The organism is Labrys sp. Lb11, from assembly GCF_057554225.1.
In genome coordinates, this window is record NZ_BAAJOT010000001.1 from 339,065 (window position 1) to 365,025 (window position 25,961).

A 25,961-nucleotide genomic window follows, 5' to 3' on the forward strand; every position below is an offset into this window, starting at 1 on the left:
AGCCTTCGCGCCTGTCGGCGCTCTCTTCGGCGAGACGGCAACAATGACCCATGCGCGGCCTTATCTCCTGATCGACGGCGAGCGGATCGGCCCCGACCGCCGCGGAACCCGGCCCGTGCTCGACCCCGCGACGGCGCAGCCGATCGCCGCGGTGCCGGTGGCGACACCGGACGACATCGCGGCCGCGGCCGCGGCCGCCGGGCGAGCCTTCCCCGCTTGGCGCGCGACCGCCAGCCACCGCCGTCAGGAGATCCTGCGCGGGGCGGCCGCTGCCTTGCGCCTGCGCCGGGAGGAGGGCGCCCTGCTCATCACGGCGGAGCAGGGCAAGCCACTGGCCGAAGCCCGCGTCGAGGTCGACGTCGCCGCCGAGACCCTCGAATGGTTTGCCGACGAGGCGCGCCGGTCCTATGGCCGCCTGATCCCCTCGCGCCTCGCCGGCCATCGCCAGGTCGTGGAGATCGAGCCCGTCGGCCCGGTTGCAGCCTTCGCGCCCTGGAACTTTCCCATGGTCAATGCCGTGCGCAAGATCGCGCCGGCCCTGGCCGCCGGCTGCACCGTGGTGGCCAAGCCGGCGGAGGAGACGCCGGGCGCGCCGCTGCTGCTGGCCGAATGCCTCATCGGCGCCGGCGTGCCGGACGGCGCGCTCAACCTCGTCTACGGCGAGCCGGCGGCGATCTCCGATGCCCTGATCCGCGCCCCGGCCATCCGCAAGATCTCGTTCACCGGCTCGGTTCCCGTCGGCAAGTCGCTGGCAGCCCTGGCCGCGCAGCAGGGCAAGCGGGCGACGATGGAGCTCGGCGGCCATGCGCCCGTCATTATCCTCGACGATGCCGATCCCGTCCGTGTCGCCGAGCTGGCGGCGCTGGCCAAGTTCCGCAATGCCGGCCAGGTCTGCAACTCGGCCACGCGCTTCTATGTGCAGCGCCGCATCTACGCCGCCTTCCTCGCGGCCTTTTCGCGCCAGGCCGGGGCCATCACCGTCGGCAACGGTCGCGACCTCGCCACCCGCATGGGGCCTCTGGCCAATGAGCGGCGCGTCGCGGCGATGCGGCGTTTCGTCGAGGACGCCCGCCGGCTGGGCGGCGGCGTCGTCGGCGGTATGCGGACCGGCGAGGCCGGCTTCTATTTCCGGCCGACCATCCTGCACGATGTCCCGGATGCGGCGCAGGCCTGGCGCGAGGAGCCCTTCGGACCCTTGGCCCTGGTCGCGCCTTTCGACGATCCGGACGAGGCGCTCCACCGTGCCAACGACATTTCCGTCGGCCTCTCCTCCTTCGTCTTCACCGAGAGCGCCCGGCGCCAGCGTCATCTCATCGACGGGCTCCAGGCCGGGCTCGTCGGCGTCAACACCTTCACCGTCAGCTTTCCCGAGACGCCGTTCGGCGGCGTCAAGGAGAGCGGCTACGGCTATGAGGGCGGCATGGAGGGGCTCGAGCCTTACACCATCCGCAAGTTCGTCCATGTCGCCTGAGGCCAGGGCCATGGCAGGGACGGGGCGCGCGGCCGTGACCGGGCAGGGCTACGACGTCGTCATCATCGGCGGCGGCATGGTCGGGCTGTCATGCGGCCTGGAGCTGCAGCGGCGCGGCCGCACCGTCGCCGTCGTCGATCCCGGCGATGCCGAGCGCCGGGCCTCCTATGGCAACGCCGGCGTGCTCAGCCGGGGATCGATCCTGCCGGTGATCGGCCCGGGCCTGTGGCGCAACCTGCTGCGCTACGCGCTGGGACGCGACCCGGGCGTGCGCCTGCGCTGGCGCGCCTTCGCGGCCGTCGCGCCCTGGCTGCGCGGGGCGCTCGACGTCGCCAACGAGGCGGCCTGGCGGCGCTCCGCAGCGGCGCTCAACGGCTTGTGCGCCGGCGCCTATGACCGGCACATGGCGCTGGGCGAGATCGCCGGCACCCGCCCGCTCATCCGGCGCGAGGGCTGGCTGCGGCTCTATCGCGGCGAGGCCGCCTTTCTCGCCGGCGCGCTCGAGCGCGACATCCTCGCCGACAACGGCGTGCGGGCCGAGCCCCTGGACGCGGCGGCGATCCGCGACCTCGAACCGTGCCTGGCGCCGCGGTTCAGCCATGGACTGCTGTTCCCCGAGACCGGGGCGGCGGACAGTCCGGGCGAGGTGGTGCGCCGCTATGCCGAGGCCTTCCTCCGCCGCGGCGGCGTCATCGTCGCCGGCCGCGCCGAGCGGATCGACCGCAGCGAGGCCGGCGTCCATGTCGGCGCCGCGGGCCGGACCCTTGCCGGCGGCCACGTCGTGCTCTGCGCCGGCGCGTGGTCCGGGCCGCTGGCCCGCGCGCTCGGCTGCCGCGTGCCGCTCGCGGCCGAGCGCGGCTATCACGTGCACCACGGCCTCGCTCCCGGCGCGAGCCTGGGGCGGCCGATCAACGACACCGGCGGCGGCTATGTCGTCTCGCCCATGGACGGCGGCGTGCGTATCCTCAGCGGCGTCGAGCTGGCCCGGCCGGACGACCCGCCCGACCATGGCCAGATCGAGCATGCCGCCGCGGATGCTGCCCGCATCCTGCCGATCGGCGGGCGCCGCGGCGGCGTGTGGCTGGGCAGCCGGCCCTCGACGCCGGACGGCTTGCCGGTGATCGGCCCGGTGCCGGGAGACCGCCGGGTGATCCTGGCCTTCGGCCACGGCCATATCGGCTTCTCGACGGGGCCGATCACCGGCGAGATCGTCGCCCGGCTGATCTGCGGGGAACCGCAGTCCCTGCCGGTCGGGGCGTTCCGGCCCGACCGCTTCGGGTGGCGGCAGCCGGCGTGACCGGCCTCGCCCCCGTTTGCCCCGAATGGAGAGCCCGCCATGACACCGCCTTCGTCCCTGCTCTACCTCTCGCGCGCCGATGTCGTGGCCTGCGGCCTCTCGGCCGCCGATGTCGTCGCCGCCGTGGAGGAAGCCTTCCGGGACAAGGCGACGGGACGGGCGAAGACCGCCAAGGGGCTGGTGATGCCCTATGGCGCGCAGGCTTCCTTCGCCGCCAAGGGCGGCTGGTGGGGCGACTACGCCGCGGTCAAGTGGTACGGCTATTTTGCCGGCAACGCCCGGCTCGGCCGGCCGGATTTCCGGCCCATGATCATCGTCAATGAGACGGCCGGCGGCCTGCCCGTGGCGGTGATGGACGGCACCTGGATCTCGGAGGTACGGACCGCGGCGATCACCGCCGCCGCGGCCCGGCGCCTGGCCGATCCGGAGGCCCGGAGCGTCGGCTTCATCGCCTGCGGCGCCCAGGCCCGCGCCCATGTCGACGCCCTGCGGGCCGTGGCCGGCGTCGATGTGGTCCGCGCCTATAGCCGCCGGCCCGAGACCGCAGCGGCCTTTGCCGAGAGCCTGCGCGCGGCCGGCTGCGATGCCCGCGCGGTGACCCAGCCGGAGGAGGCGGTGCGCGACATGGACATCGTGGTCAGCAGCGTGCCGCACATGTCCCTCGCCGAGGGATTCCTCGATGCGGCCTGGACCATGCCGGGCGCCTTCGTGTCGATGGTGGATCTCGGCTTCAGCTGGCGGCGCGCTTCCATGGCCGCGTTCGACGCCGTCGTCACCGACGATCTCGACCAGGACCGGGGCGCGACCGGCCTCAACTATGACGGGCCGTTCGAGGCCGACCTGGCGGGAATCGTCGCCGCGCCGCCGGCGCCCTGGCGCCGGGCGCGCCGGGCCATGATCTTCGCCGGTTCCGGGCTCACCGACATCGCGGTCGCCGGGCGCATCCTCGAACGGGCGCGGCAGCGCGGAATTGGCACGTCCTTGGCGCCGTAGGAGCATCTCCGCCGGCGGCGTGGCGAAGCCAGCGTCCCAGGCTGCACCGGGCAGGCTCTCCCGACCTGCTTGCGCTCAAGGGGCCGAGCCGCATTGATTTTGCCTTGGAGATGCAAAATCAATCGTGGCGAAAGCCGCGGGAAGCTGCTCAGGCAGGCCACATGCCGTCTCGGCATGACCGGCCGGCAAGCCGGGAGCCTCCGCCGAAGGGAAGCAGCCTTGGAACTCAAATGGCTCGAAGACTTCCTCAGCCTGGCCGAAACGCGCAGCTTCTCGCGCTCGGCCGAGGTGCGGGGTGTGACCCAGTCGGCGTTCAGCCGGCGGATTCGCTCGCTCGAGGTCTGGCTGGGGGGTGCCCTGCTCGATCGCAGCACCTACCCGATCGCCCTGACCCCGGAGGGACGGCAGTTCCGCGAGGTGGCCGAGGAGGCCGTGCGGCTCCTGGTGACCAGCCGGGCCGAGTTCCGCAGCAGCGCCGAGCAGGCGAGCGCGCCGATGCTGGCGGTCACGGCGCTGCACACGCTGTGCCTGACCTTCCTGCCGCAATGGTTGTCGCAGATGCGCCGGGCGGTGGGGCCGCTCGCCAGCCGCGTGCTGCCGGACAATTTCCACACCTGCGTCCAGGCGCTGGTGGAAGGCGGCTATGACTTCCTGCTGACCTTCCACCACCCGAGCGTCTCGGTGCCGCTCCATCCCGAGCGCTTTCCCCATCTGACCGTCGGCCGCGACAGCCTGGCGGCGGTCGCGGCCCGGCCGGAGGAGCGGGCATGGACGGCAGGCGAGGGGCGGGTGCCGCTGCTGCATTATTCGCGCGGCTCGTTCCTCGGGCTGCTTGCCGCCGTCGCGCAGGCGCGGGAAAGCTCGCCCGCCACCTACCTCGCTCACACCAACGAGAATTCCATGGCCGAGGCCCTGAAGTTCATGGCGCTGGCCGGGCATGGCATGGCTTGGCTGCCGCGCAGCCTCGTCGCCCGCGAGATCGCCGACGGCTCGCTCGTCGTCATGGCGCCGGACATGCCGATGGAGATCAGGCTCTATCGCAGCGCCGACCGCTCGCGTCCCTTGCTGGATCGGGTGTGGAGCGCCGCTCGCCAAGGTTATGCAATTTCGGAATAGTATCGGCGATCATAGCATTGGCGGCGCCGATGCCGGAATGCTAGTGACGCCTGCAGGATAAGTCGTTCGTCTTCGTTCGAAAGTTGGCGGCGTCATTTCCTCATATAAAATTATAGGATCGAAACGGAACTCTCGATTTCAAGTAAATCAGAGAGTGTTTCTTGGAAAACGTGCCATTATAATGGAATGGCGCGGAAGGATGCTTGTTTCCATGTCTGCTGTTCGCCTTGAGCATGATCTTATCGGCGAGCGTGAAGTGCCCGCCCATGCCTATTATGGCATCCACACTCTGCGCGCCCTGGAAAATTTCCCGATCAGCGGCCAGACTCTGGCGACCTGCCCCGAACTGATCCAGGCCCTGGCGGCGATCAAGCAGGCTGCGGCGCTTGCCAATTGCGACCTCGGCCTGCTGGGTCACGAACGGACTCGGGCGATCGTCACGGCCTGCGAGGAGATCCGCGCCGGCGCCCTGCACGACCAGTTCGTGGTCGACCTGATCCAGGGCGGGGCCGGCACCTCGACGAACATGAACGCCAACGAGGTGATCGCCAACCGGGCGCTGGAGCTGATGGGCCGCCGGCGCGGCGAGCATGCGGCGCTCCACCCGAACGAGCACGTCAACATGGGGCAGAGCACCAACGACGTCTATCCGACCGCGCTGAAGATCGCCGCGTGGTTCGCCATCGCCCGGCTGGTCGAGGCCATGGCCGTGCTGCGTGCCGCCTTCGCGGACAAGGCGGCCGAGTTCGCCGACATCGTCAAGATGGGCCGCACCCAGCTGCAGGACGCCGTGCCGATGACGCTCGGCCAGGAATTCGGCACCTATGCCACCATGCTGGCCGAGGACGAGGCGCGGCTGGCGGAGGCGGCCGGACTGATCCGCGAGATCAACCTGGGCGCGACCGCGATCGGCACCGGCATCACCGCTCACCCCGACTATACCGCCCTGGTGTGCGCGCGGCTGGCGGCGATCACCGGCATCGATCTCGTCACCGCCCCCGATCTGGTCGAGGCGACGCAGGATTGCGGTGCCTTCGTCCAGCTGTCGGGCGTGCTCAAACGGGTGGCGGTGAAACTGTCCAAGACCTGCAACGACCTGCGACTGCTGTCCAGCGGACCGCGCGCCGGCCTCAACGAGATCAACCTGCCCGCCCGCCAGGCCGGATCGTCGATCATGCCCGGCAAGGTCAATCCGGTGATCCCGGAGGTGGTCAACCAGGTCGCCTTCGAGGTGATCGGCAACGACGTCACCATCACCTTTGCCGCCGAGGCGGGGCAACTGCAGCTCAATGCCTTCGAGCCGGTGATCGCCTACAGCCTGTTCCGCAGCCTCGACCATCTGCGCGCCGCCTGCCTGACGCTGGAGAAGAACTGCGTGCGCGGCATCACCGCCAATCGCGAACGGCTGCGCGCCAGCGTCGAGCAGTCGATCGGCATCGTCACGGCGCTCAATCCCTATATCGGCTATGCCAACGCCACGGGCGTAGCGTTGGAGGCGCATGCGTCGGGACGCGGCGTTTACGAGCTGGTGCTGGAGAAGGGGCTGCTGCCGCGCGAGCAACTCGACGCCATCCTGCAGCCGGAGCGGCTGACCCGGCCCCAGCCTCTGGCCGGGCGGGAATAGCTCCTGCCGGGCCGTCAGGCCCGGACCGTCACCGACAGGGCGCGGCCGACCGGACCGCCCGGCACCGAGACGAAGGCGTGGCCGATGCGGGCGTCGAAGGAGACGCTGTCGCCGGCCTGCAGGGTCACCGGCTCGGGCTGCCCCTCCTGATAGAATAGGATCGGGCCATCGAGCACATAGACGATGTTGTCGTCGTCGTGCCGGTCAAACCGCTCGAACTGGGCGATGTCGGTGGCATCCACGTAGAACTCGACCGCGACCATCGCCGGCGTCCGCTCGACCGCGGAACGGACGAGCCGGATGCGATAGTGGGAGGCCGGGAGAAACTCGCCCTCGCCGGCGCGCGTCACCGAAGCGCCGCAGCGCGCTTCCGTCCGCTCGTCGGTCAGCAGCTCGGTCATGCTGAGGCCGAAGCCGGCGGCGACCTTGTGCAGGGCGTTGAAGGTCGGCGACATCTCGTGCCGCTCCAGCTTCGACAGGCCTGACTTCGACACGCCGATGCGTTCGCTGGCCATTTCGAGCGTCCAGCCCCGATCGAGCCGCATCCGCCGGATGCGGTCCGCGAGCCGCTTGGAGGATGCGGCCAGCTGCGATCCCTTGGCCGCTGCGGGCTGAAGGAAGGGCGGCGGTTTCGGCATGCGGGGATATCCTCGGTTTGCTGGCGCGCCAAGGCTTCGCAGCCGCGTGGCGCGTCGTCAATCGGTGGCGCCGGCAGGCCGGGCAAAACCACGGGACAGTGGCGATTGACGTTTCCTCTATGGTGGAATAGGCTTCGCCATCAAGTCATGAAGACGGGAAGATACGTATGACCGACGTTACCGGCTGAGTCTGGGGCGTACAGGGGACGTTTTCCCGAAATGATCGAATGTCAAACGCTCTCCGCAAAGGTGTTTGCGGGGAAAGGGAGCTTCTGCTTCCGCTCCACGGGAGCGGAAGCATCTCGAAACAAGAACAATCGGATTGCCATCTTGAAGCCGAGAACTGTCGAAGGCCTCGGCGTTGCGGGAGAACGACATGACCGTTAGGGGACAATGGCTGGGAAGGCGTCCATCGGCGGGGCTCGGCCTGGCCCTGCTTCTCGGCCTGACGACGAACGCGGCGGCGCAGGCCGATCTCGGCACCGTCCGCATCGCAGCCGGCGCGCCCATCCAGATCGGCGGATACTGGGTGCTCTCGGGGGGCGACGCCGCTCTCGGCACCGATCAGAAGCGCGGTGTCGAGCTTGCCATCAAGGACCTGCCCGACGGCATCCTCGGCCACCCCGTGCGGCTGATCGCCGAGGACAGCCAGTGCAGCGCCGAAGGCGGCCAGACGGCCGCCACCAAGCTTGCCGCCAACCCGAACATCGTCAGCGTCGTCGGTCCGTCCTGCTCGAGCGAGGCGACCGCCGCGGCGCCCATCCTGTGGAAGGCCGGCATCGTCAGCGTCGGCACCTCCGCGACCGCTCCGGCGCTCACCGCTCCCGATCGCAAGCCGGACTATCAGGGCTTCGTGCGCACCGTGTTCAGCGATGCCGACCAGGGGCCGGCCGACGCCAAGTGGCTCTTCGGCGTCGAGAAGGCCGCCAAGGTGGTGACGATCCACGACGGCAGCCCCTACACCCAGCAGCTCACGGTGGAGTTCGCCAAGACCTTCCGCGAGCTCGGCGGCACCGTGCTCTCCCAGGAGGCGATCGCGCCGACCGATGTCGACCTGCGGCCGCTGCTGGCGCGCATCGCCACCGAGAAGCCGGATGCGATCTATATGCCGATCTTCGTGCCGGCTTCCGCCCAGATCCTGAAGCAGGCCAGGCAGATGCCCGCCTTCGAGAAGGTCGTCTTCATGGGCGGCGGCGGCATCATGACGCCCGACATCCTCGATGCGGCCGGTGACGCGGTGATCGGCTTCTACGGCGGCTTTCCCGACGTGACCCCGGAGGCGCAGGGCCGCGGCTATCCCGAGCTTCTGGAAAAATACAAGGCCGAGTACGGCGAGGCGCCGATATCGGGCTTCGTCGCCAACGCCTACGATGCGGCGACGCTGGTGAAGCTGGCGATCGAGAAGGTCGGCAAGCGGGAGGCCGACGGCTCGCTCTCCATCGACCGCGCCGCCCTGCGCGATGCCATCTACGCCACCCGCTTCTCCGGCACCAGCGGCGATATCGGCTGCGACGCCAACGGCCAATGCGCCACGTTCAAGGCCGGCGTCTTCCGTTTCGAGAATGCCGACCGTTCGACCTTCGCCATCGGCACCAACCCGAAGAAGGTGTATCCCTGACCGTCCGGGCGCCCGATAGCTCCCGCCCGGTCGAAGCGGCGAGCGAGGGAGGCCCGGCCGGCAGCCGGCGTTCAGGGATGGCGCCGTGGAGTCGATGGCGATGACGGATCTCAGCGTGGCCACCCCGAGCCGCCCGCGCCGGACGCGGCGCCGGATCAACGGGGTGGCGATCTTCATGTGGGGACTGCGGCTCTTCGTCGTCGCCGTCGTCCTCGCCGGCACGGCGGCGACCCTGCTGCACGGGCGCTACGGCGCGGCGCAATGGGTCGACTTCGCCGTCTTCGGCCTGACCCTGGGCAGCGTCTATGCCCTGATCGCGCTCGGCTACACCATGGTCTACGGCGTCCTGCGCATGATCAACTTCGCCCATGGCGACGTGACCATGACCGGCGCCTTCGCCGGATACTTCGCGGCCACCGCCGCGGTGCAGACCGGTCTTCTGCCCTCGCATCCCGTGCTGGCCCTCGCCTGCACCTTCGCGGCGGCGATGGTCACCTGCATGGCGGTGGCGCTGCTGGCGGAGCGCTTCGCCTATCGCCCCTTCCGCAACAGCGCCGGCCAGGCGCCGCTGATCTGCGCCATCGGCGTCTCCTTCGTGCTGCAGCAGACCGTGCGCGGCGCCTTCGGCTCGGGCGTGAAGTCCTATCCGATCACCGGCTGGCACGATGCCGCCGTGGAGGTGCTCGGCGTCCGGCTGCCGATGATGAACCTGTTCGTCCTGGCCTGCGCCGTGATCTCGATGGCGGTGCTCTACCTCATCGTCCACCGCACCCGCATGGGCACGGCGATGCGGGCGGTGTCGGAGGACAAGGCCGCCGCGGCGCTGATGGGCGTCGACGTCGACCGCGTCGTCGTCTTCACCTTCGCGCTCGGCGGCGCGATGGCGGGCGTGGCCAGCGTCTGCTACGCGCTGATCTACCAGCAGGTGCATTTCTTCATGGGCTTCTCGCCCGGCATCAAGGCATTCGGCGCCGCCGTGCTCGGCGGCATCGGCAGCATCCCCGGGGCGATGTTCGGCGGCCTGTTCCTCGGGCTGATCGAGGCCGTCGGCCCGGCCCTGTTCCTGGACGGTCTCGGCATTCCCGCGCCCTACCAGCTGCGCGACGTCATCGGCTTCCTCGTCCTCCTGATGGTCCTGATCTTCCGGCCGCACGGGCTGTTCGGAGAGCGCATGTCGAAGAAGCGCGCATGACCGGCCCGAGCGAGCCGTCGACGATCGCCATGGCCGCGCCCGAATCCGTCGTGTCGCCGGGTATCGGCGCGGGAGAAGGGGGGCTGCGCCTGGGGCTGAAGGCCGGCGCCGCCTGCGGCCTGGTGCTCTGCTACGCCGCGGTCATCGGGCTGCTCGTGCTGCTGCACGGCCGCCAGGTGGTCGCGGGAACGATCAGCCTGGCCCAGGCACTGATCCCGCTGGCAGCCTTCGCGGCCGGGGCGGTCGCGGCCGGGCGCGGCGGGCAGCCGGGCCGGCGGATCATTGCCGGGCTCGTCGCCGGCCTCGTCGCCGGCGCCCTGCTGGCCGGATTCGCCGCGCTCGCCGGCACGTGGAACCTGCGCGGCGTGTTCATCGCCCTGTCGCCGCCGCTGGTGCGCCTGCTCACGGCTGGGCGGGGCCTTGCCACAGGGAGCGCGCTGCTCGTCGGCGGCGGCACCCTCGCGGGCGGGCTCGGCGCCGCCGCCATGCTGCTGCCGCCGCGCCTGCGGCGCGCCCTGCTGGCCGGCCTGTCGCTCGCCTTGGGCTTCGGCATCTTCCAGGAGCTGATCCAGGCCGTGCTCGGGTCCAACGCGGTCTTCGCCGCGATCGGCGCCGTCCTCTACACCTGGGAGGGGTTGAAGCCGTCCGGCGCCCTGATCCTCTTCGCCGTCGGCGCCGCCCTCGGCGCGATGCCGAAGCGGCCGGCGGTTGCCGGGGCGACGGAGAAACGGGGCCTTGCCCGCCGGTACGGTCCGGCCCTGCTGCTGGCCGTCGGCCTCATGCTGGTGCCGCTCGCCGGTGGCCCCTATGTGTCGCAGGTCTTCCTGCTCATCGGCCTCTATCTCCTGATGGGCATGGGATTGAACCTCGAACTCGGCCTCGCCGGCCTGCTCGACCTCGGCTTCGTCGCCTTCTTTGCCACCGGCGCCTATGTCACCGCCCTGCTGACGGCCGACAGCCCGCTGGCCCTCTCTTCCTATACCAGCCTGCCCAGCCTGTCGTTCTGGGCCAGCCTGCCGCTCGCGGTGCTGGCCTCGGTGATCGTCGGCGTCCTGTTCGGCGTGCCGGTGCTGGGCGTCAAGGGCGATTATCTCGTCGTGGCGACGCTCGGGCTCGGCGAGATCGTCCGCATCGTCGTGCAGTCGGACGCGGCGGCGCCGCTTCTCGGCGGCGCGCAGGGCATCCTGCAGATCCCCAAGCCCCGCATCGGCGACTGGGAGCTGAACGGCGCCGTGGCGCTGTTCTACCTGACACTCGTGGCGGCTGCCCTTGCCGGCTACTGCGCCTTCTGCCTGGAGCGTTCGCGCCTCGGCCGGGCCTGGATGGCCCTGCGTGAGGACGAGGACGTGGCCCAGGCGCTCGGCATCAACCTCGTCGCCTGCAAGCTGCTCGCCTACGCCTTCGGCGCCGCCTTCGCCGGCCTCGCCGGCGCGATCTTCGCCGTGATGGTGAACTCGGTCTTCCCCAGCAGCTTCCAGCTCCTGATGTCGATCAACGTGCTGGCGCTGATCATCGTCGGCGGCCTCGGCAGCCTGCCGGGCGTGGCCCTGGGCGCCGTCGTGCTGATCGGCCTGCCGGAGGCGCTGCGCGAGTTCGGGGAATATCGCTATCTCTTCTACGGCATCGCCCTGGTCCTCACCATGCGGCTGATGCCGGACGGGCTGTGGCCCGCCCATGGCCGCCGGGCGTCGGCCGCGGCCCGGGCGAGGGCGTGATGGCGGACGACGTTCTCCTGCGCGCCATTGGCATGGGCATGCGCTTCGGCGGCCTCGTCGCGGTCGGCGGCCTCGACCTGGAGGTGCGGCGCGGCCGGATCTGCAGCCTGATCGGCCCGAACGGCGCCGGCAAGACCACGGCCTTCAACTGCCTGACCCAGCTCATCGTCCCGACCTCGGGCGAGGTGCATTTCGACGGCGAGCGCATCGACGGGCTCCTGCCCGACATGGTGGCCGCGGCCGGCATCGCCCGGACCTACCAGAACATCCGGCTGTTCCGCGGCATGAGCGCGCTGGAGAACGTCCTGGTCGGCATGCACATGCATCTGCGCGGCTCGAGCTGGTGGGGCTCGATCCTCCGCCTCCCCGGTACGCGCCGCAGCGAGGCGGAGGCCCGCGTGGAAGCCGGGCGGCTGCTCGACTTCGTCGGCCTTGCCGGCCGGGGCGGCATGCAGGCGCAGCACCTGTCCTATGGGGAGCAGCGCCGCCTCGAGGTGGCGCGCGCCCTGGCGACGCGGCCCAGGCTGCTGCTGCTCGACGAGCCGGTCGCCGGCATGAATCCGGGTGAGACGGAGGAGATGGCCCGCTTCATCCGCAGCCTGCGCGACGAGCTCGGCATCACCATCCTGCTCATCGAGCACCAGATCAAGATGGTGATGGGCCTGTCGGACCAGGTCGTGGTGCTCGACCATGGCATGAAGATCGCCGACGGACCGCCGGCGCTGGTGCAGCGCGACCCCGCGGTGATGAAGGCCTATCTCGGCAGTCCCAAGAGCGAGCTGGGGCGCGAGGCGCGGCGCCATGCCGCCGACAGCATCGCGGCGACAAGCGGGAGGATGCGGTCGTGATCCTTGAGATCGACCGGCTCTGCCTGTCCTACGGCGCCATCGAGGCGGTGCGGGGCCTGTCTCTCGGCATCGACCAGGGACGCCTGGTCGCCCTGGTCGGCGCCAACGGCGCCGGCAAGAGCTCGACCCTCAACGCGGTCAGCGGCCTGGTGACCCCACGCAGCGGCACGATCCGCATCGACGGACGCTCGACCGCCGGCCTGAAGCCGCACGAGGTGACGCGTCTCGGCGTGGTGCAGGTTCCGGAGGGGCGCCGCATCTTCGGCCGCCTGACCGTCGAGGAGAACCTCTTGATGGGCGCCTTCTCGCGCAACGACCAGCACGCCATCGCCGAGGACCGCGACCGGATGTTCGAGCTCTTCCCGCGCCTTGCCGAACGCCGCCGCCAGGTGGCCGGCACGCTGTCGGGCGGCGAACAGCAGATGGTCGCCACGGCGCGCGGGCTGATGGCGCGGCCGCGCCTGCTCCTGATGGACGAGCCCAGCATGGGCCTGGCGCCATTGGTCGTCGAGCAGGTCTTCGAGACCATCCAGGCGATCAACCGGGCCGGCACGACCGTCCTCCTGGTCGAGCAGAACGCGCTGATGGCGCTGGAGATCGCCGACCACGCCTATGTCGTCGAGCACGGCCGGATCGCCCTGGAGGGGGCGGGTCCGGATCTGGCGCGGGACGACCGCGTCCTGGAGATCTATCTGGGCTGAGGCTCGGGAGCCTGGCCGGCATGTCCGGCAAGGGCGCGAGAAGCCCGCTCCCGACCGGGAGAAAGAACTCTTCAGGGATTATGGTAGCTGCCTAAATATTCCATTGCACGCCTTCGCTTTTTCAGCGCGGCCGTCCGGCGGCGATGAGGTGGTCGGCCATCTTCTCGCCGATCATCATCGTCGTCAGGTTGGTGTTGGCGCAGGGGATGGACGGCATCACCGAGGCGTCGGCCACCCGCAGGCCCTCCACCCCGTAGACCCGCCCCTGCGGGTCGACCACCGCGCCGGGATCGCCCGGCCCGCCCATCCGGCAGGTACCGCAGGGGTGCCAGTCACCCTGCACCCCCGTCCGTATCCACTCTTCCATCACGGTCTCGTCGGCCATCACCCGCTGCAGCGTGAAGCGGGAATCGATGGCCGTGCCGAGTGCCAGCCGGCGGGCGAGGCCGCCGGCGTCGAGCAGACGGGCGGCAATGTCGGCCTTGAGGCTGTTCCACCGCGTCGGCTCCGTCAGCCGGCGCAGGGATTCGGCGTAGATGCCCGGCCAGAAGCTGTGCAGGAAGCCGGCGGCCGGATCGCTGGAGAGGATGTCATGGACGAAGCGTGCCGCCGTCCTGAAGCGGTCGAGGTCGCGGCTGTCGGACAGATAGTTGAAGGCGATGAACGGCTCGGTCGCGGCGTCGGGACCAGCAAGGCGGACGAAGCCTTTCGAATAGGCCTTGTTCGGCCCGAAGTTCACGGTCGCCAGCCGCGCGCCCAGCCTGTTGCGGGCGAAGCGGCCGGAGACCGTCAGCTTCATGTCGACGGGTGGACAGTCGCGGTGGCCGGAGCTCCAGCGCATGTGCAGGAGGAAGCTGTTGCGGACATGGCCGGCGAGCTGGCCTTCGGGACGCAGGTGGATGCCGAAGCCGATCAGCGGATGATCCTGGAGATTGGCGCCGACACCGCGGCGGTCGGCCCGCACGGCGATTCCCATCTCCTGCAGGTGGTCGCCCGGGCCGATGCCCGCCCGCATCATGAGGGCAGGGGTGTGCAGCGCGCCGGCGGCGAGCACGATGTCCGGCGCGGTCACCACCGTCGCGCCGCCATCGCCGCGCAGCCGGACGCCGCTCGCGCGGTTGCCGTCGAACAGGATGTCCTCGACCGTGCGGCCTGCCAGGATCGTCAGGTTGGGCCGGCGACGGGTGGCGTCGTCGAGGTAGCCGGCCGCCGCCGAGACGCGATGGTCGTAGGCGTTGTTGCGGGCGAAGGGAAAGCAGCCGTCGCCCGCCTGCTCGTGGCAATCGTCGAGGTAGCCGATGCCGCGCGCTCCGACCGCATCGCGAAAGGCGAGGGCGAACCGGCTCCAGTGCTCCGGGAAGGTGCGCCGCACCGGGATCGGCCCGTCCCGGCCGTTCAGTGGTCCGGCAAAGTCCATGTCGCGCTCGACGCGCTTGAAATAGGGCAGGCAGTCCTCGAACGACCAGCCGTCGGCACCCAGCGCCTGCCATTCCGCATAGTCGGCGGCCAGGCCGCGGATGATCACCTGGCCGTTGACCGAGGAGCCGCCGCCCATGACCCGCGCCTGCTCGTAGCGGCGCGGCGTCATCGCAGCCCGGATCTCGGCCGGCGACTTGTTGCCGATCCGGTCGACATAGGCGACCAGCTCGGTCCAGTAGCGGTCGGGGCGGAAATAGTCGGGGAGGAAGGCGTCGCCATAGATCGCCGGCGGCACCGCCTCGGGCGGCGTGTCCGGGCCGGCCTCGATCAGGCAGACGCGCCGGCCGGGATCCGCCGACAGGCGGTTCGCCAGCACGCACCCGGCCGAGCCGCCGCCCACGATGACGATGTCGAACTGCATGCAACGTGGCTAATTCCACTATAGAGGAAAGTCAAGCCACGGGACGACGACGCCTGTGTCGGGGACTGTCGAGCGCGGCCGCGAGCTCGACCACGCCCACGCGCGACCGGCTGCTCGCCCTCGCGCACAGCCGGGACAACGCCCCCTTCGATCGCGCCTCTAGTCACAGAAGCCGCGCTGTTCCACCAACAACCAGCGGCCACGCCTGTAGGCCAGGTCATAGCTGCCCACGCAGACCTCCTGATTGAAGGAAACGACGAGTCTACCCCGCTTGCCGGCTTTGGCATCGGCGCCCCAGGTTTTCCCCGCGATCATCACCGAAGCCGCATTTCCGGCAACAAGCTCGCGCTTGGGGCGGGCGGCCTCCGGATCGCCCGTCTCGCCGTGCTCCCGATGAATTTTTTCAGGCATATGCAATGACACGTACTTTTCCGCGTCGGCCCCGGATTTGCACATCAATGCGTCGATCAAGTTCCAGGCTTCCTCGCGCTTCCGTTTGCCGGCGACCTTGAAGACTTCTCCCTTCAATCGTGCCAGTTCGTCTGGCGAGCAGGCCGCAGGATACTCGACGCCATAGGACGTGATTTTTGACGGAAGCTCCTCCGCTGTCAGGGAAGTTGCATAACTGCACAGGCTGCACGCCAGCAAGATTCTCAGCATCGTGGAATCCCCCCGATCCCGGCCCGATCCGCCACTACTCGACGAAACAGGAGACCTCACCCGTGAATGCCGTCGTCTTGTCTTCGCCGCTATCGTTCAGGATGAATGTCGACAGCTTGTAGGTGCCCCTGTAAGTCTCGTCGTCACCTGTGGACCTGGTGCGAATCTCCAGCCGGACCGATCCGAATGGTTTGCCGGCATCGCGCTCCTTGTAGAAGCCAAGGCGAAGGTCCTCGCCATCCAGCCAGAATTGTGGCCGATCGGCGTCGACGAGGGTGATTTTGCGCAAGTCCGGCGCGACCCCCTCGTCGAAGATTTCCAGCACGCCCTCGAGGTTGAAGGTGCCGCCCCCGCCGCGCGTCACGCCCGCCCCAACGCCGAAGCGGACGGACTTGTCCTCGGTCGAACATTCAAGCCCGCCGGACGCTGCGGCGGGCAAGGTTGCAGCCGCGAGGAAAAGACCGCCCAGAAGAACCGGAAAGGCCATCGGCCTGCTCGCCGGCTTGTGGTTGCGCATGGAGCGAACTCCCCCTCGATTCAATGCGCGCCAACCCTGCCCGCTGGAGGTTTCGGGCGTTTTTCCGGATGTTTCAGGCGTGTTTCATCCCCCCGTCCGGACGCCGCGACCGGCGCCGTCTGGAGAGGCCCGATGTCATTGTTCGCAGCGGGCTTCGTCGCCGCCCCGAAACGGCGGTCGGATCGCGTGATCGGCCGGTGCGGTCCTGCAGTCGCCCAAGCCGCTATTGATTGATCTCCGGCTCGACAAGCCTCGCCAGATTGCGCAGCGATTCCTGCCAGCCGAGATAGCAGGCCTCGGGTGGAATGAGGTCCGGCACGCCGGACTGCTCGATATCGACCTCGGTACCGCACGAGACTTTTTTCAGCGACACCGTCACCTGCATCTCGCCGGGCAGGTTGGGATCGTCGAATTTATCCGTGTAGCGCAGGCGTTCGCCGGGGACGAGCTCGACATATTCGCCGCCGAAGGCATGGCTTTGGCCCGTGGTGAAATTCCGGAAGGACATTTTGAATGTGCCGCCGGTCATCGGTTCCAGATGGTGCACGGTGCAGGCGAAACCGTTGGGCGGAAGCCATTTCGCCAGCGCGTCCGCCTCGATGAACGCGCGATAGACTTTCTCCGGGCTGGTCGCCAGTACACGGTGCAGGCGTATGGTGCTGGGCATGTCGCTCTCCTCATGAAGGAACGGAACGGACGTGGACGCCGTCAAGCCGGCGCTGTCCCAAGGACGAACGAGACCTTGCCTATCCGACTCGGGATCTCGAATTTCGTCAAATCGGCGACCTGCAGCGCGTCGCCCACCGGCACAGGCCTGGAACGGGTGGAAAATAGGCGCTCTCCGCACCGGTCTGACAAAACAGTCTAAGTGCTTGAAAAAACTGGAGCGGGCGATGGGAATCGAACCCACGACATTCAGCTTGGGAAGCTGACGTTCTACCTCTGAACTACACCCGCAAAAGGATATTGAAATCGTCTGGATTTCAACTCCTTGCCCGCCCCCGCAGCATTTCCGCGAGAGCGAGACCTCCTTGTACCCGGTTTCTTCCGCCACGATCAAGCCCATCGAGCCGCCCCCGCGCTTTTTTCGACGGGCCCCCGCGGCACGAGGCTGTGCCACCGGTGCCGCGTCCCGGGACGTACGATCGACGGCGGCCGGCTCGCCCGGACCGGGAAAGGTTCTGAGCCAGATAGTCCTCGGCAAGCAAGTGGTCCCGGCTGTTTGTGTCGTGCCTCACCGATGCTAGTGTGTACCCGTGATGAAGGCTGGCCATCGGGATTGCGTTCATAATTGTTTTGAGAGAGATAATCAGTATTTATTGCAAAAGGCAATTTGAAGCAATGGCAAGGATTGATGGCACGATTGCCAATGATATTCTGACTGACACTCCGGACTTCGACATCATCGAAGGATTCGGAGGGGACGACAGGATCGAAGGCCTGGGCGGCAACGACAGTCTGGACGGCGGCACCGGCAGTGACAGGTTCGACGGCGGGACCGGCGACGATTTCATCTGGATCGATCGCGCCGCCGCCGGCGTGGTGCTGTCCTTCGCGATGGCCGGCGTGGCGCTGTCCTTCGCGATGGCCGGCGTCGGCAGCACGACGACGCTGGTCGGCGACGGCACCGCCGTCGTCAACGGCGAACGCATCAGCCTGGCAGGAGGCAGCGCGGGCAAATACCTTCGTCACGCTCGGCGGCAATGACGCGTTCTACGGCAATGGCGACGACGACGTGCTCAGGGCCGGGGCTGGTGACGATGCCCTCGTCGGCGGCCCCGGCAAGGATACGCTCGACGGCGGCGCCGGCGTCGACGGGGCCTGGTAAACCGCGAGGCGGGCGATATCCGCGTGACGTTGAGCGGCGCGACGCCGGCCACGCTCACCATCGACGGAGGGGCCGAGGACACGCTGGTCAATATCGAGAACGTGACCGGAGGCTATGGCAGCAATTGGCTGACCGGCGCCGGCAAGGCCAATGTCCTTGACGGCGGATGGGACGGAGACAACCGCCTTGAAGGCGGCGGCGGCAACGACACGCTCAAGGGCGGGGCCGGCAACGACATCTTCGTGTTCCACGGCAATGACGGGGCCGACAAGGTGACGGATTGCGAGGATGGGGCCGACAGGTTCGACCTCTCGGCTGTGGCCGGGGTCGACGGCATCGGCGACCTGGCCGTCACCACATCGAGCGCCGGCGTGCCGGTCGACTACGGCAGCGGCAGTTTCCTGGTCGCGAACGTCGCCGATGCCGCGGTGATCGGGGCGAGCGACTTCATCTTCTGAGCGTTGGCGTCCCGGCCGGCTCGGTCCCAGGCTGTCGCCGCGATGGTCCGGCATCGGGGCGGCCTGTTGGTGGGAACATCCTGCTCCGTCCGGCGTTCTGTCAAACGGGTGTCTCCAAGCGCCCAAGCGCTCGCGAGAGCTGAGGAAAGGGCCCGGCGCCAGCCGGGTCCTTTCTGCCGTGCGCAAGCCCAGGGCCGGCCGCGGCGGACGCCGGGCCGTGCACCCGGCGGTCCCGGGCCGATATCATCTCCCGCCTCCATCGCCATGCAGGTGCCGTGCGGACATGCCGGTCGTACCGAGGCAAGCCGCGCGCCCCGATGGAACGTCGTCCTTGCCGGCTCGGATCGGCTTTCAGAGCCTCCGGCCAAGCTTCAGGTCCTTCATCCCGACGAAATTGTTTGCCGGCCGGGATTGGTGCTGGACAAAGGTCCTTTCGCCAGAAATTCCTCATCGGACATCCACGGCCTTCACGGCAGCAAGACCAAATCGTGATATACTCGATTTATAACGCTGCGTGAGCATTCAGCGGGTGTCGGAAGACCGAAACATGGCAGCAACGATCAAGGTCCTGACGGTTGAAGACTCGAATTTCATCGGGGTTGCCCAGGGCGTGGCGGCGAATTTCACCGTCACCGGCATATCTGCGACGGAGCTCGTCCTGAGGGGGGCAATGGCGGCGTGATCACCATGGAGGGCACCGGCTTCACCTTCATAAAGATCGATAATTATCTTATTCCGAGCTTCGCCACGGTGAGGGATGGCCTTCTCAAGCGGTAGGGTGGACAAGATTCTGTTCAGCGACCTTTCCGCCAGCACGTCCGATATCGTTGCGGCGCTGACGAGCAACGCGGCCTCGGCCATCAATCTTCTCGGGGATGCCACGTTCATCGGCAGCACCGGCAGCGACGTGGCGGTTCTCGGCACAGGCAATGACTCGCTGCGCGGCGGAGCCGGCGCCGACAGGCTGGCCGGCGGCGACGGCAACGACACCTATGCCGTCGACAATGTCGGAGACGTCGTCAGCGAACTCGGCACGGGCGGTATCGACAGGGTCTATTCCTCCATCACGTTCAGCCTGGGCGACGCCGCGCACGTCATCGGCGATGTCGAGCATCTCTCGCTGACGGGGGCCGCCGCCATCAACGGGACGGGCAACGCCCTGAACAATGCGCTCAACGGCAACAGCGCCGCCAACACCCTGAAAGGGCTCGCCGGCAACGACAGCATCAACGGCGGCGGAGGCAACGACGTGCTGGTCGGCGGCGCGGGGCGCGACGGGCTGACGGGTGGGCTCGGAGCTGACCGGTTCGTGCTCCACGCAGCCTCGGAGAGCGGCGTAACGTCCGCCGCCCGCGATGTCATCTCGGACTTCAGCCCCGCCCAAGGCGACAGGATTGATCTGAGGCTGATCGACGCCGACACGAGCGTTGCCGGCGACCAGGCCTTCAACTTCGTCGATACCGCCGCCTTCTCTCATCACGCGGGCGAACTGCGCTACGTCGTCCAGAGCGGCGGCAGCTACATCTACGGCGACGTCAATGGCGACGGCACGGCCGATTTCTCGGTCCACCTCGCCGGCGTCGGAGCGCTCCACGGCAGCGACTTCTTCCTGTAGCATCGTCCGCCCATGTCACGCGGCACGGTGTCAGCGCCGGAGCCGGCTGCCGGGGGCGGCCCATCCAGACCGCGCTTCCGGGCGGAAAGTGTTTGCGCGTCCCCCCGCTTTGGTGCTCACTGTGCTCCCACGGCGCAATATTTCCTTTTAGGAATATGCGGTGTCCGGGCAATTTGACGGGACTCTCAAGATAGAACGCTGCGCGAGCAGTCCGCCCTCATCGGGAGAATGGAACATGGTGGCAACGATCAAGGTCTTGACGAAGGCAAATTCGAACTTCCTCGCTTTCGCCGAGGGAGTTGCGGAGGATTTCACGGTTACGAGCCACACGTCGACGAAATTCGTCATAACAGGCGCCAATGGCGATGTGATCACCGTCGAAGGCGCGGGCTTCGTCTTCACGACCATCAACGGCGTATTCGTCCCGGTTGCCGGCACGGCGACGACGATGACCTTCTCGACCGGCAGCGTGAACAAGATTCTGTTCAGCGATTTTTCGGTCAAGGTGTCCGACATCGCAACGGCGTTGCATACCGACCCGGCTTCGATCGGCGATCTTCTCGGCGACATCGCCTTCATCGGCAATGCCGGCAACGACGTGGCGGTGCTCGCGGGCGGCAACGACTCGCTGCGCGGCGGGACCGGCGCCGACACGTTGGTGGGCGGCAACGGCAACGACACCTATGCCGTCGACAATATCGGCGACAAGGTCAGCGAGGCCGGCACCGGCGGGATCGATGCGATCTATTCCTCCATCACGTTCAGCCTGAGCGACCGGGCCCATGTCCTCGGCTATGTCGAGAACCTGGCGCTGACCGGCACGGCGGCGATCAACGGCACCGGCAATGGCCTGAAGAACGCCGTGATCGGCAACGCCGCCGCCAACACCTTGAAGGGGCTCGCCGGCATTGACAGCCTCAACGGCGGCGGAGGGAACGACGTGCTCGTCGGGGGCGCGGATCGCGACGGGTTGACCGGCGGAGCAGGCGCCGACCGTTTCGTATTCAATGCGACGTCGGAGAGCGGCGTGACCAACACGACTCGCGACGTCATCTTCGATTTCAGCCGGGCTGAAGGGGACAAGATCGATCTCCGGCTGATCGACGCCGACACCACTGCCACCGGCAACCAGGCCTTCCACTTCATCGGCACCGGCGACTTCTCGCACCATGCGGGCGAACTGCGCTACGTCTCCCTGGTCAGCGGCGCCTATCTCTATGCCGACGTCAACGGCGACGGCACGGCCGATTTCTCGGTCCGCATCGCCAATGTCAACTCGGTCCAGTCCGGCGATTTCCTCCTCTGACCCGGCCGGCCGGCGGGCCGCGCCCGCCGGCCTTGCCTGTGCGGATCGCGGCGCCGTGGTCCACGGCGCATCGCGCTTGTGCATTGCAGCGATACCTCGTACAAATCGATCCGCCGGAGCGGGCGCCGGTTTAATCATACCGTCGTTTGTGAGGATGAGATTGACCATGGATGAACATCTGGTCGCGGCGACCCTGGCCGCAGCCGTGCTCGCCAAGACCGAATTGGGGGCCAAGAAGGATCCGGTCGCGACTGCAGCCTACATCTACCAGCGCACGCTGCGCAGCGTGCGCAAGGTCCACCAGTCGGAAGACGGGGCGCTGGCCGCGGAAGCGGACGCCGTCGACGATGCTGCCGCGCCGGTTCGCGGGAAGACGGGCGCCAAGCCGAAGAAGGGCGAAGCCGCCTCCGTCGCCGGTCGCCTCGGCCGCCTGCTGCAGCGCGAACAGCCCATCGGTTCCCAGTAAGAAGCCGTCCCGGACGCGCCGGGCACTTTGCCCGCTCCTCCTTCCCGGGATGGTGGGCGAGGGGCGGGGGCCGGCACAGCCTGCGGCTGCCGAAAGAGCCCCCCGTGCCGTTCGTTCGGTGTGACGGCGTCGTCCCTGACGGTGGACCGATCGAGCATGGCGGTTTGCCCCGGCGGTCCTGCCGCCGGCGGCGCCGCGCTCGCACAAGGGCATGGACGGCGGGCGGGCCTCGGACCTATTGTCGGGGATACCGTCCGCCTGCCAGGGAGCGATGCGCCATGTATCGTGCTGTCACGCGCCTCATCCGGGTCACTGTCGAGCCGCGTTACCTCGATCACGAATCCCAGCCGGAAGAAGGGCATTTCTTCTGGGCCTATACCGTCGAGATCGTGAACATGGGTCCCGAGACGGTCCAACTGCGGTCCCGGTTCTGGGAGATCACCGACGAGCTCGGCCGCCGCCAGGAGGTGCGCGGCGCCGGCGTGGTCGGCGAGCAGCCGGTCCTGGCGCCGGGAGAGCGCTTCGAATACACCTCCGGCTGCCCCCTGCCGACGCCCTCCGGCATGATGGTCGGCTCCTACGACATGACCAGCGAGAGCGGCGAGGCCTTCTCCGTCTCCATCCCCGCCTTCTCCCTCGACAGCCCGCATGTGCGCCGGGTGGTCAATTGACGCGTCCCGTGCGCCGTTGACATGACGGCGGGCGCGCATAATATTGATCTTGTAAAACGGCCGCCCCCCAATGGGCGGCGTTTTGATTTTTGGGGCTGTTTTCGCCCTCGGAGCCAACGAAAGCCAAGCACGTGACCAGCGCAACGCAACCGAACGTCCCGCACCAGGAAGCCGCCAAGTCCGCGATCCTGCCGACCTACGCCCGCGCGGATGTGACGTTCGAGCGAGGCGAGGGCGTATGGCTGATCACCGACACGGGCGAGCGCTATCTCGATTTCGGCGCCGGCATCGCCGTCAACGCCCTCGGCCACGCCCACCCGCATCTGGTCGAGGCACTCACCGGCCAGGCGCAGAAGCTCTGGCACACCTCGAACCTGTTCCAGATGCCGGGCGGCGAGCGCCTCGCCCGCCGGCTGGCCGACGCCACCTTCGCCGACACGGTGTTCTTCACCAATTCGGGGGCGGAGGCGTTGGAATGCGCCATCAAGATGGCCCGCAAATACCATGCAGCCAACGGCCAGCCGAACCGCTACCGCGTCATCACCGTCGAGGGGGCCTTCCACGGCCGCACCTTGGCCACCATCGCCGCCGGCGGCCAGAAGAAGTATCTTGAGGGCTTCGGCCCCAAGGTCGACGGCTTCGACCAGGTGCCCTTCGGCGATCCCGACGCGCTCCGGGCCGCCATCGGTCCGGACACGGCGGCGATCCTGGTCGAGCCGATCCAGGGCGAGGGCGGCGTGCGTGCCTTCCCGGCCCCCGTGCTGCGCGACCTCCGGCGTATCTGCGACGAAAACGGCCTTTTGCTGATCCTTGACGAGGTGCAGACCGGCGTCGGGCGGACGGGCAAGCTGTTCGCCCATGAATGGGCCGGCGTCACCCCCGATATCATGGCGATCGCCAAGGGCATCGGCGGCGGCTTCCCGATGGGCGCGTGCCTCGCCACGGCGGAGGCCGGCAAGGGCATGACCGCCGGCGTGCACGGCACCACCTTCGGCGGCAACCCGCTGGCCATGGCGGTCGGCAACGCCGTGCTCGACGTGGTGCTGGAGGAGGGCTTCCTTGCGCGTGTCGCCGAAGCCGGCCTGCTGCTGCGCCAGCGCCTGGCCGAGCTGCTCGACCGGCATCCCGGCGTGCTGGAGGAGGTGCGCGGCGAAGGCCTGCTGCTCGGGCTGAAGGTCCGCGGCTCGCTGCCCGACTTCGTCACGGCGCTGCGCGCCGAGAAGCTGCTGACGATCCCGGCCGGCGACAATGTGGCGCGGCTGCTGCCGCCGCTGATCGTCAGCGACGAGGACATCCGCGAGGCGGTGAACCGCATCGACGCCGCCTGCCGCGCCATCGAGCGCGCGCGGCCCCAGCCCGCCGCCGCGGAGTGACCGGCATGATCAGGCATTTTCTCGATCTGTCGGAGCTTCCGGCATCCGAGCTGCGGTCCGTGCTCGACCGGGCCGCGGCGATCAAGGCGCGGCGCGTCAAGGGCGAGGTGGCGCAGGAGCGCCCGCTCGTCGGCAAGATGCTGGCCATGGTGTTCGAACGTCCCTCGACCCGCACCCGCGTCTCCTTCGACGTCGGCATGCGCGAGCTCGGCGGCGAGACGTTGATGCTGACCGGCGCCGAGATGCAGCTCGGCCGCGGCGAGACCATCGCCGACACGGCCCGGGTTCTGTCGCGCTATGTCGATGCCGTGATGATCCGCATGCTCGACCATGCCGCCGTGCGCGAATTGGCGGCGCATGCCAGCGTGCCGGTGATCAACGGCCTGACCAAGCTGTCGCATCCCTGCCAGATCATGGCCGATGTCCTGACCTACGAGGAGCACCGCGGTCCGATCCGCGGGCGTACCGTGGCCTGGGCCGGGGATGCCAACAATGTCCTCGCGTCCTGGGTCCATGCGGCACAGCGCTTCGACTTCACCATCCGGGTGGCGAGCCCGGCCGAGCTGGCGCCGCGCCCGGAGCTGGTGGCCTGGGCCCGCGACAACGGCGCGCGCCTCGAGCTCACCACCAACCCCTACGAGGCGGCCGACGGCGCCGACTGCATCGTCACCGACTGCTGGGTGTCGATGGGGGACGACGAAGGCCATCGCCACAACCTGCTGCGCCCCTATCAGGTCGACCAGCGCCTGATGGCGGCGGCGGCCAAGGACGCCCTGTTCATGCACTGCCTGCCCGCCCATCGCGGCGAGGAGGTGACGGACGAGGTCATCGACGGGCCGCAATCGGTGGTGTTCGACGAGGCGGAAAACCGCCTTCACGCCCAGAAAGGCGTGCTGGCCTGGTGTTTCGGCGTCGGCGGCGAAGCCGCGGCGAGCGTGCACCCGTGAGCGGCGAGGCCCTCTCCGGCGACGACCGGGTCCTGCCCTTCCAGGCCGAGGGTCTGGACGTGCGCGGCCGCGTGGTGCGGCTGGGGCCGGCGATCGACACGATCCTGCGCCGGCATGCCTATCCCGAGCCGGTCGCCCGGGTGCTGGCCGAGGCCACGGCGCTCGGCCTGCTGCTCGGCACGACGCTGAAGTTCGACGGCCGCTTCATCCTGCAGACCCGGACCGACGGCCCGGTGCGCATGGTGGTGGTCGACTTCCAGGCGCCGGACCGGGTGCGGGCCTGCGCCACCTTCGACGCCGCGGCGCTCGACGCCGCGGTGGCCGACGGGCGGACCGGGACGATCGAGCTGCTCGGCGCCGGCCATCTCGCCATGACCATCGACCAGGGGCCGGACATGGCGCGCTACCAGGGCGTCGTCGCGCTGGAGGGAGAGAGCCTGGAGCAGGCGGCGGACCAGTATTTCCGCCAGTCCGAGCAGATCCCGACGCGGGTGCGCCTGGCCGTGGCCGAGAACTTCGCCGCCGGAGAGGAGCCGACCTGGCGCGCCGGCGGCATGATGATCCAGTTCCTGCCCGCTTCCGTCGAGCGCATGCGCATGGCCGACCTGCCGCCGGGCGATGCGCCCGCGGGCGCCGACATCCTGGCCCAGGCCGAGGACGATGCCTGGGTCGAGGCCAAGCTCCTGCTCGGCACGGTCGAGGATCATGAGCTGACCGATCCGACCGTCTCCTCCGAGGAATTGCTCTATCGTCTGTTCCACGAGCGCGGCGCCCGCGTGTTCGAGGCCCAGCCGATCGTCGAGAAGTGCCGCTGCTCGCGCGAGGCCGTCACCGGCATGCTGCGGACCTTCTCGCCGGGCGACCGCCGCGACATGGTGGCCGACGACGGCTCGATCACCGTCACCTGCGAGTTCTGCAACACCGCCTACAAGTTCGAGCCGGCGGAGGCCGCGGCGCTGCTGGAGGCGTAGGCGCTTTTTGAAGGCGGGCGCGAGGCGACGCTTCCGGCCTGGCGCATGTGCGGCCATAATCGGCGGGGCTCGAGCGCCGTGCCGGCGAGATGTCGC

General features: G+C 68.8%; 25 protein-coding genes, 1 tRNA gene and 1 pseudogene. 21 read left to right on the top strand and 6 right to left on the bottom strand.

Annotated elements, in window-relative coordinates; translation table 11 throughout:
- Positions 1-43 precede the first annotated feature (43 nt).
- The 5 genes from AC27L4_RS01570 (at position 44) to aspA (ending at position 6,501) form a co-directional block, all read left to right on the top strand.
- Positions 44-1,471, top strand: coding sequence for an NAD-dependent succinate-semialdehyde dehydrogenase (locus tag AC27L4_RS01570; protein ID WP_487140192.1), 1,428 nt, complete (start codon positions 44-46; stop codon positions 1,469-1,471).
- A 10-nt stretch (positions 1,472-1,481) separates the two neighbouring features.
- Positions 1,482-2,768, top strand: coding sequence for an NAD(P)/FAD-dependent oxidoreductase (locus tag AC27L4_RS01575; protein ID WP_487140193.1), 1,287 nt, complete (start codon positions 1,482-1,484; stop codon positions 2,766-2,768).
- A 39-nt stretch (positions 2,769-2,807) separates the two neighbouring features.
- Positions 2,808-3,761: an NAD(P)-binding domain-containing protein gene (locus AC27L4_RS01580; RefSeq protein WP_487140194.1), complete on the top strand. Its 954-nt coding sequence runs from the start codon at positions 2,808-2,810 to the stop codon at positions 3,759-3,761.
- A 219-nt stretch (positions 3,762-3,980) separates the two neighbouring features.
- Positions 3,981-4,877: a LysR family transcriptional regulator gene (locus tag AC27L4_RS01585; RefSeq protein WP_487140196.1), complete on the top strand. Its 897-nt coding sequence runs from the start codon at positions 3,981-3,983 to the stop codon at positions 4,875-4,877.
- A gap of 211 nt (positions 4,878-5,088) precedes the next feature.
- Positions 5,089-6,501 carry an aspartate ammonia-lyase gene (gene aspA / locus AC27L4_RS01590; protein ID WP_487140197.1) on the top strand — a complete coding sequence of 471 codons (1,413 nt, stop codon included), beginning with the start codon at positions 5,089-5,091 and terminating at the stop codon, positions 6,499-6,501.
- 14 nt (positions 6,502-6,515) lie between these two features.
- Here the strand turns inward: aspA and AC27L4_RS01595 are convergent, their stop codons facing one another.
- On the bottom strand, positions 6,516-7,139 hold the full coding sequence (locus tag AC27L4_RS01595) for a helix-turn-helix domain-containing protein (RefSeq protein ID WP_487140199.1): 624 nt from the start codon (positions 7,137-7,139) through the stop codon (positions 6,516-6,518).
- 376 nt (positions 7,140-7,515) lie between these two features.
- Here AC27L4_RS01595 and AC27L4_RS01600 point away from each other — a divergent pair, with 376 nt between their 5' ends.
- From AC27L4_RS01600 to AC27L4_RS01620, 5 genes are all read left to right on the top strand, one after another.
- A complete protein-coding gene (locus tag AC27L4_RS01600) occupies positions 7,516-8,757 on the top strand; it encodes a branched-chain amino acid ABC transporter substrate-binding protein (RefSeq protein WP_487140200.1) in 1,242 nt (413 codons plus the stop codon).
- 100 nt (positions 8,758-8,857) lie between these two features.
- Positions 8,858-9,949 (top strand): branched-chain amino acid ABC transporter permease, encoded by a 1,092-nt coding sequence (locus AC27L4_RS01605; protein ID WP_487140201.1) that lies wholly within the window; start codon positions 8,858-8,860, stop codon positions 9,947-9,949.
- The gene (locus tag AC27L4_RS01610; RefSeq protein ID WP_487140202.1) at positions 9,946-11,664 is read left to right on the top strand and encodes a branched-chain amino acid ABC transporter permease; all 1,719 of its coding nucleotides are present in this window, start codon (positions 9,946-9,948) and stop codon (positions 11,662-11,664) included. Before AC27L4_RS01605 ends, AC27L4_RS01610 begins: the two co-directional genes overlap by 4 nt.
- Positions 11,664-12,512, top strand: coding sequence for an ABC transporter ATP-binding protein (locus AC27L4_RS01615; RefSeq protein WP_487140203.1), 849 nt, complete (start codon positions 11,664-11,666; stop codon positions 12,510-12,512). Before AC27L4_RS01610 ends, AC27L4_RS01615 begins: the two co-directional genes overlap by 1 nt.
- Complete coding sequence (locus AC27L4_RS01620; protein WP_487140941.1) at positions 12,512-13,213, top strand: ABC transporter ATP-binding protein; 702 nt, start codon at positions 12,512-12,514, stop codon at positions 13,211-13,213. Before AC27L4_RS01615 ends, AC27L4_RS01620 begins: the two co-directional genes overlap by 1 nt.
- 121 nt (positions 13,214-13,334) lie before the next feature.
- On the opposite strand, the gene AC27L4_RS01625 is transcribed toward AC27L4_RS01620, so the two are convergent.
- The 5 genes from AC27L4_RS01625 to AC27L4_RS01645 form a co-directional block, all read right to left on the bottom strand.
- A complete protein-coding gene (locus AC27L4_RS01625) occupies positions 13,335-15,053 on the bottom strand; it encodes a GMC family oxidoreductase (RefSeq protein WP_487140204.1) in 1,719 nt (572 codons plus the stop codon).
- A 159-nt stretch (positions 15,054-15,212) separates the two neighbouring features.
- Complete coding sequence (locus AC27L4_RS01630; RefSeq protein ID WP_487140205.1) at positions 15,213-15,713, bottom strand: hypothetical protein; 501 nt, start codon at positions 15,711-15,713, stop codon at positions 15,213-15,215.
- Between the two features lie 34 nt (positions 15,714-15,747).
- On the bottom strand, positions 15,748-16,230 hold the full coding sequence (locus tag AC27L4_RS01635; RefSeq protein WP_487140207.1) for a hypothetical protein: 483 nt from the start codon (positions 16,228-16,230) through the stop codon (positions 15,748-15,750).
- Positions 16,231-16,453: 223 nt separating this feature from the next.
- Positions 16,454-16,897: an SRPBCC family protein gene (locus AC27L4_RS01640; protein ID WP_487140208.1), complete on the bottom strand. Its 444-nt coding sequence runs from the start codon at positions 16,895-16,897 to the stop codon at positions 16,454-16,456.
- 215 nt (positions 16,898-17,112) lie between these two features.
- A tRNA-Gly gene (locus AC27L4_RS01645) sits at positions 17,113-17,187 on the bottom strand.
- A gap of 384 nt (positions 17,188-17,571) precedes the next feature.
- On the opposite strand from AC27L4_RS01645, the gene AC27L4_RS01650 reads away from it, so the two are divergent.
- The 11 genes and pseudogenes from AC27L4_RS01650 (at position 17,572) to AC27L4_RS01700 (ending at position 25,865) form a co-directional block, all read left to right on the top strand.
- A complete protein-coding gene (locus AC27L4_RS01650) occupies positions 17,572-17,937 on the top strand; it encodes a calcium-binding protein (RefSeq protein WP_487140209.1) in 366 nt (121 codons plus the stop codon).
- A gap of 10 nt (positions 17,938-17,947) precedes the next feature.
- Positions 17,948-18,058: pseudogene (locus tag AC27L4_RS01655) on the top strand (hypothetical protein); the annotation flags it as partial.
- 23 nt (positions 18,059-18,081) lie between these two features.
- Positions 18,082-18,516 carry a calcium-binding protein gene (locus tag AC27L4_RS01660; RefSeq protein ID WP_487140210.1) on the top strand — a complete coding sequence of 145 codons (435 nt, stop codon included), beginning with the start codon at positions 18,082-18,084 and terminating at the stop codon, positions 18,514-18,516.
- Positions 18,517-19,063: 547 nt separating this feature from the next.
- Positions 19,064-19,198 (top strand): hypothetical protein, encoded by a 135-nt coding sequence (locus AC27L4_RS01665; protein ID WP_487140211.1) that lies wholly within the window; start codon positions 19,064-19,066, stop codon positions 19,196-19,198.
- 96 nt (positions 19,199-19,294) lie between these two features.
- Positions 19,295-20,131 carry a calcium-binding protein gene (locus AC27L4_RS01670; RefSeq protein ID WP_487140212.1) on the top strand — a complete coding sequence of 279 codons (837 nt, stop codon included), beginning with the start codon at positions 19,295-19,297 and terminating at the stop codon, positions 20,129-20,131.
- 235 nt (positions 20,132-20,366) lie between these two features.
- Positions 20,367-21,437, top strand: a complete 1,071-nt coding sequence (locus AC27L4_RS01675; protein WP_487140213.1) for a calcium-binding protein — start codon at positions 20,367-20,369, stop codon at positions 21,435-21,437.
- A 166-nt stretch (positions 21,438-21,603) separates the two neighbouring features.
- Positions 21,604-21,903, top strand: a complete 300-nt coding sequence (locus AC27L4_RS01680) for a hypothetical protein (RefSeq protein ID WP_487140214.1) — start codon at positions 21,604-21,606, stop codon at positions 21,901-21,903.
- Between the two features lie 278 nt (positions 21,904-22,181).
- Positions 22,182-22,574, top strand: coding sequence for a Co2+/Mg2+ efflux protein ApaG (gene apaG / locus AC27L4_RS01685; RefSeq protein WP_487140215.1), 393 nt, complete (start codon positions 22,182-22,184; stop codon positions 22,572-22,574).
- A gap of 188 nt (positions 22,575-22,762) precedes the next feature.
- Positions 22,763-23,947 (top strand): acetylornithine transaminase, encoded by a 1,185-nt coding sequence (locus AC27L4_RS01690; RefSeq protein WP_487140943.1) that lies wholly within the window; start codon positions 22,763-22,765, stop codon positions 23,945-23,947.
- Between the two features lie 5 nt (positions 23,948-23,952).
- The gene (gene argF / locus AC27L4_RS01695) at positions 23,953-24,894 is read left to right on the top strand and encodes an ornithine carbamoyltransferase (protein ID WP_487140216.1); all 942 of its coding nucleotides are present in this window, start codon (positions 23,953-23,955) and stop codon (positions 24,892-24,894) included.
- Positions 24,891-25,865: an Hsp33 family molecular chaperone gene (locus tag AC27L4_RS01700; protein ID WP_487140217.1), complete on the top strand. Its 975-nt coding sequence runs from the start codon at positions 24,891-24,893 to the stop codon at positions 25,863-25,865. The genes argF and AC27L4_RS01700 overlap by 4 nt, the downstream gene beginning before the upstream one ends.
- Positions 25,866-25,961 lie beyond the last annotated feature (96 nt).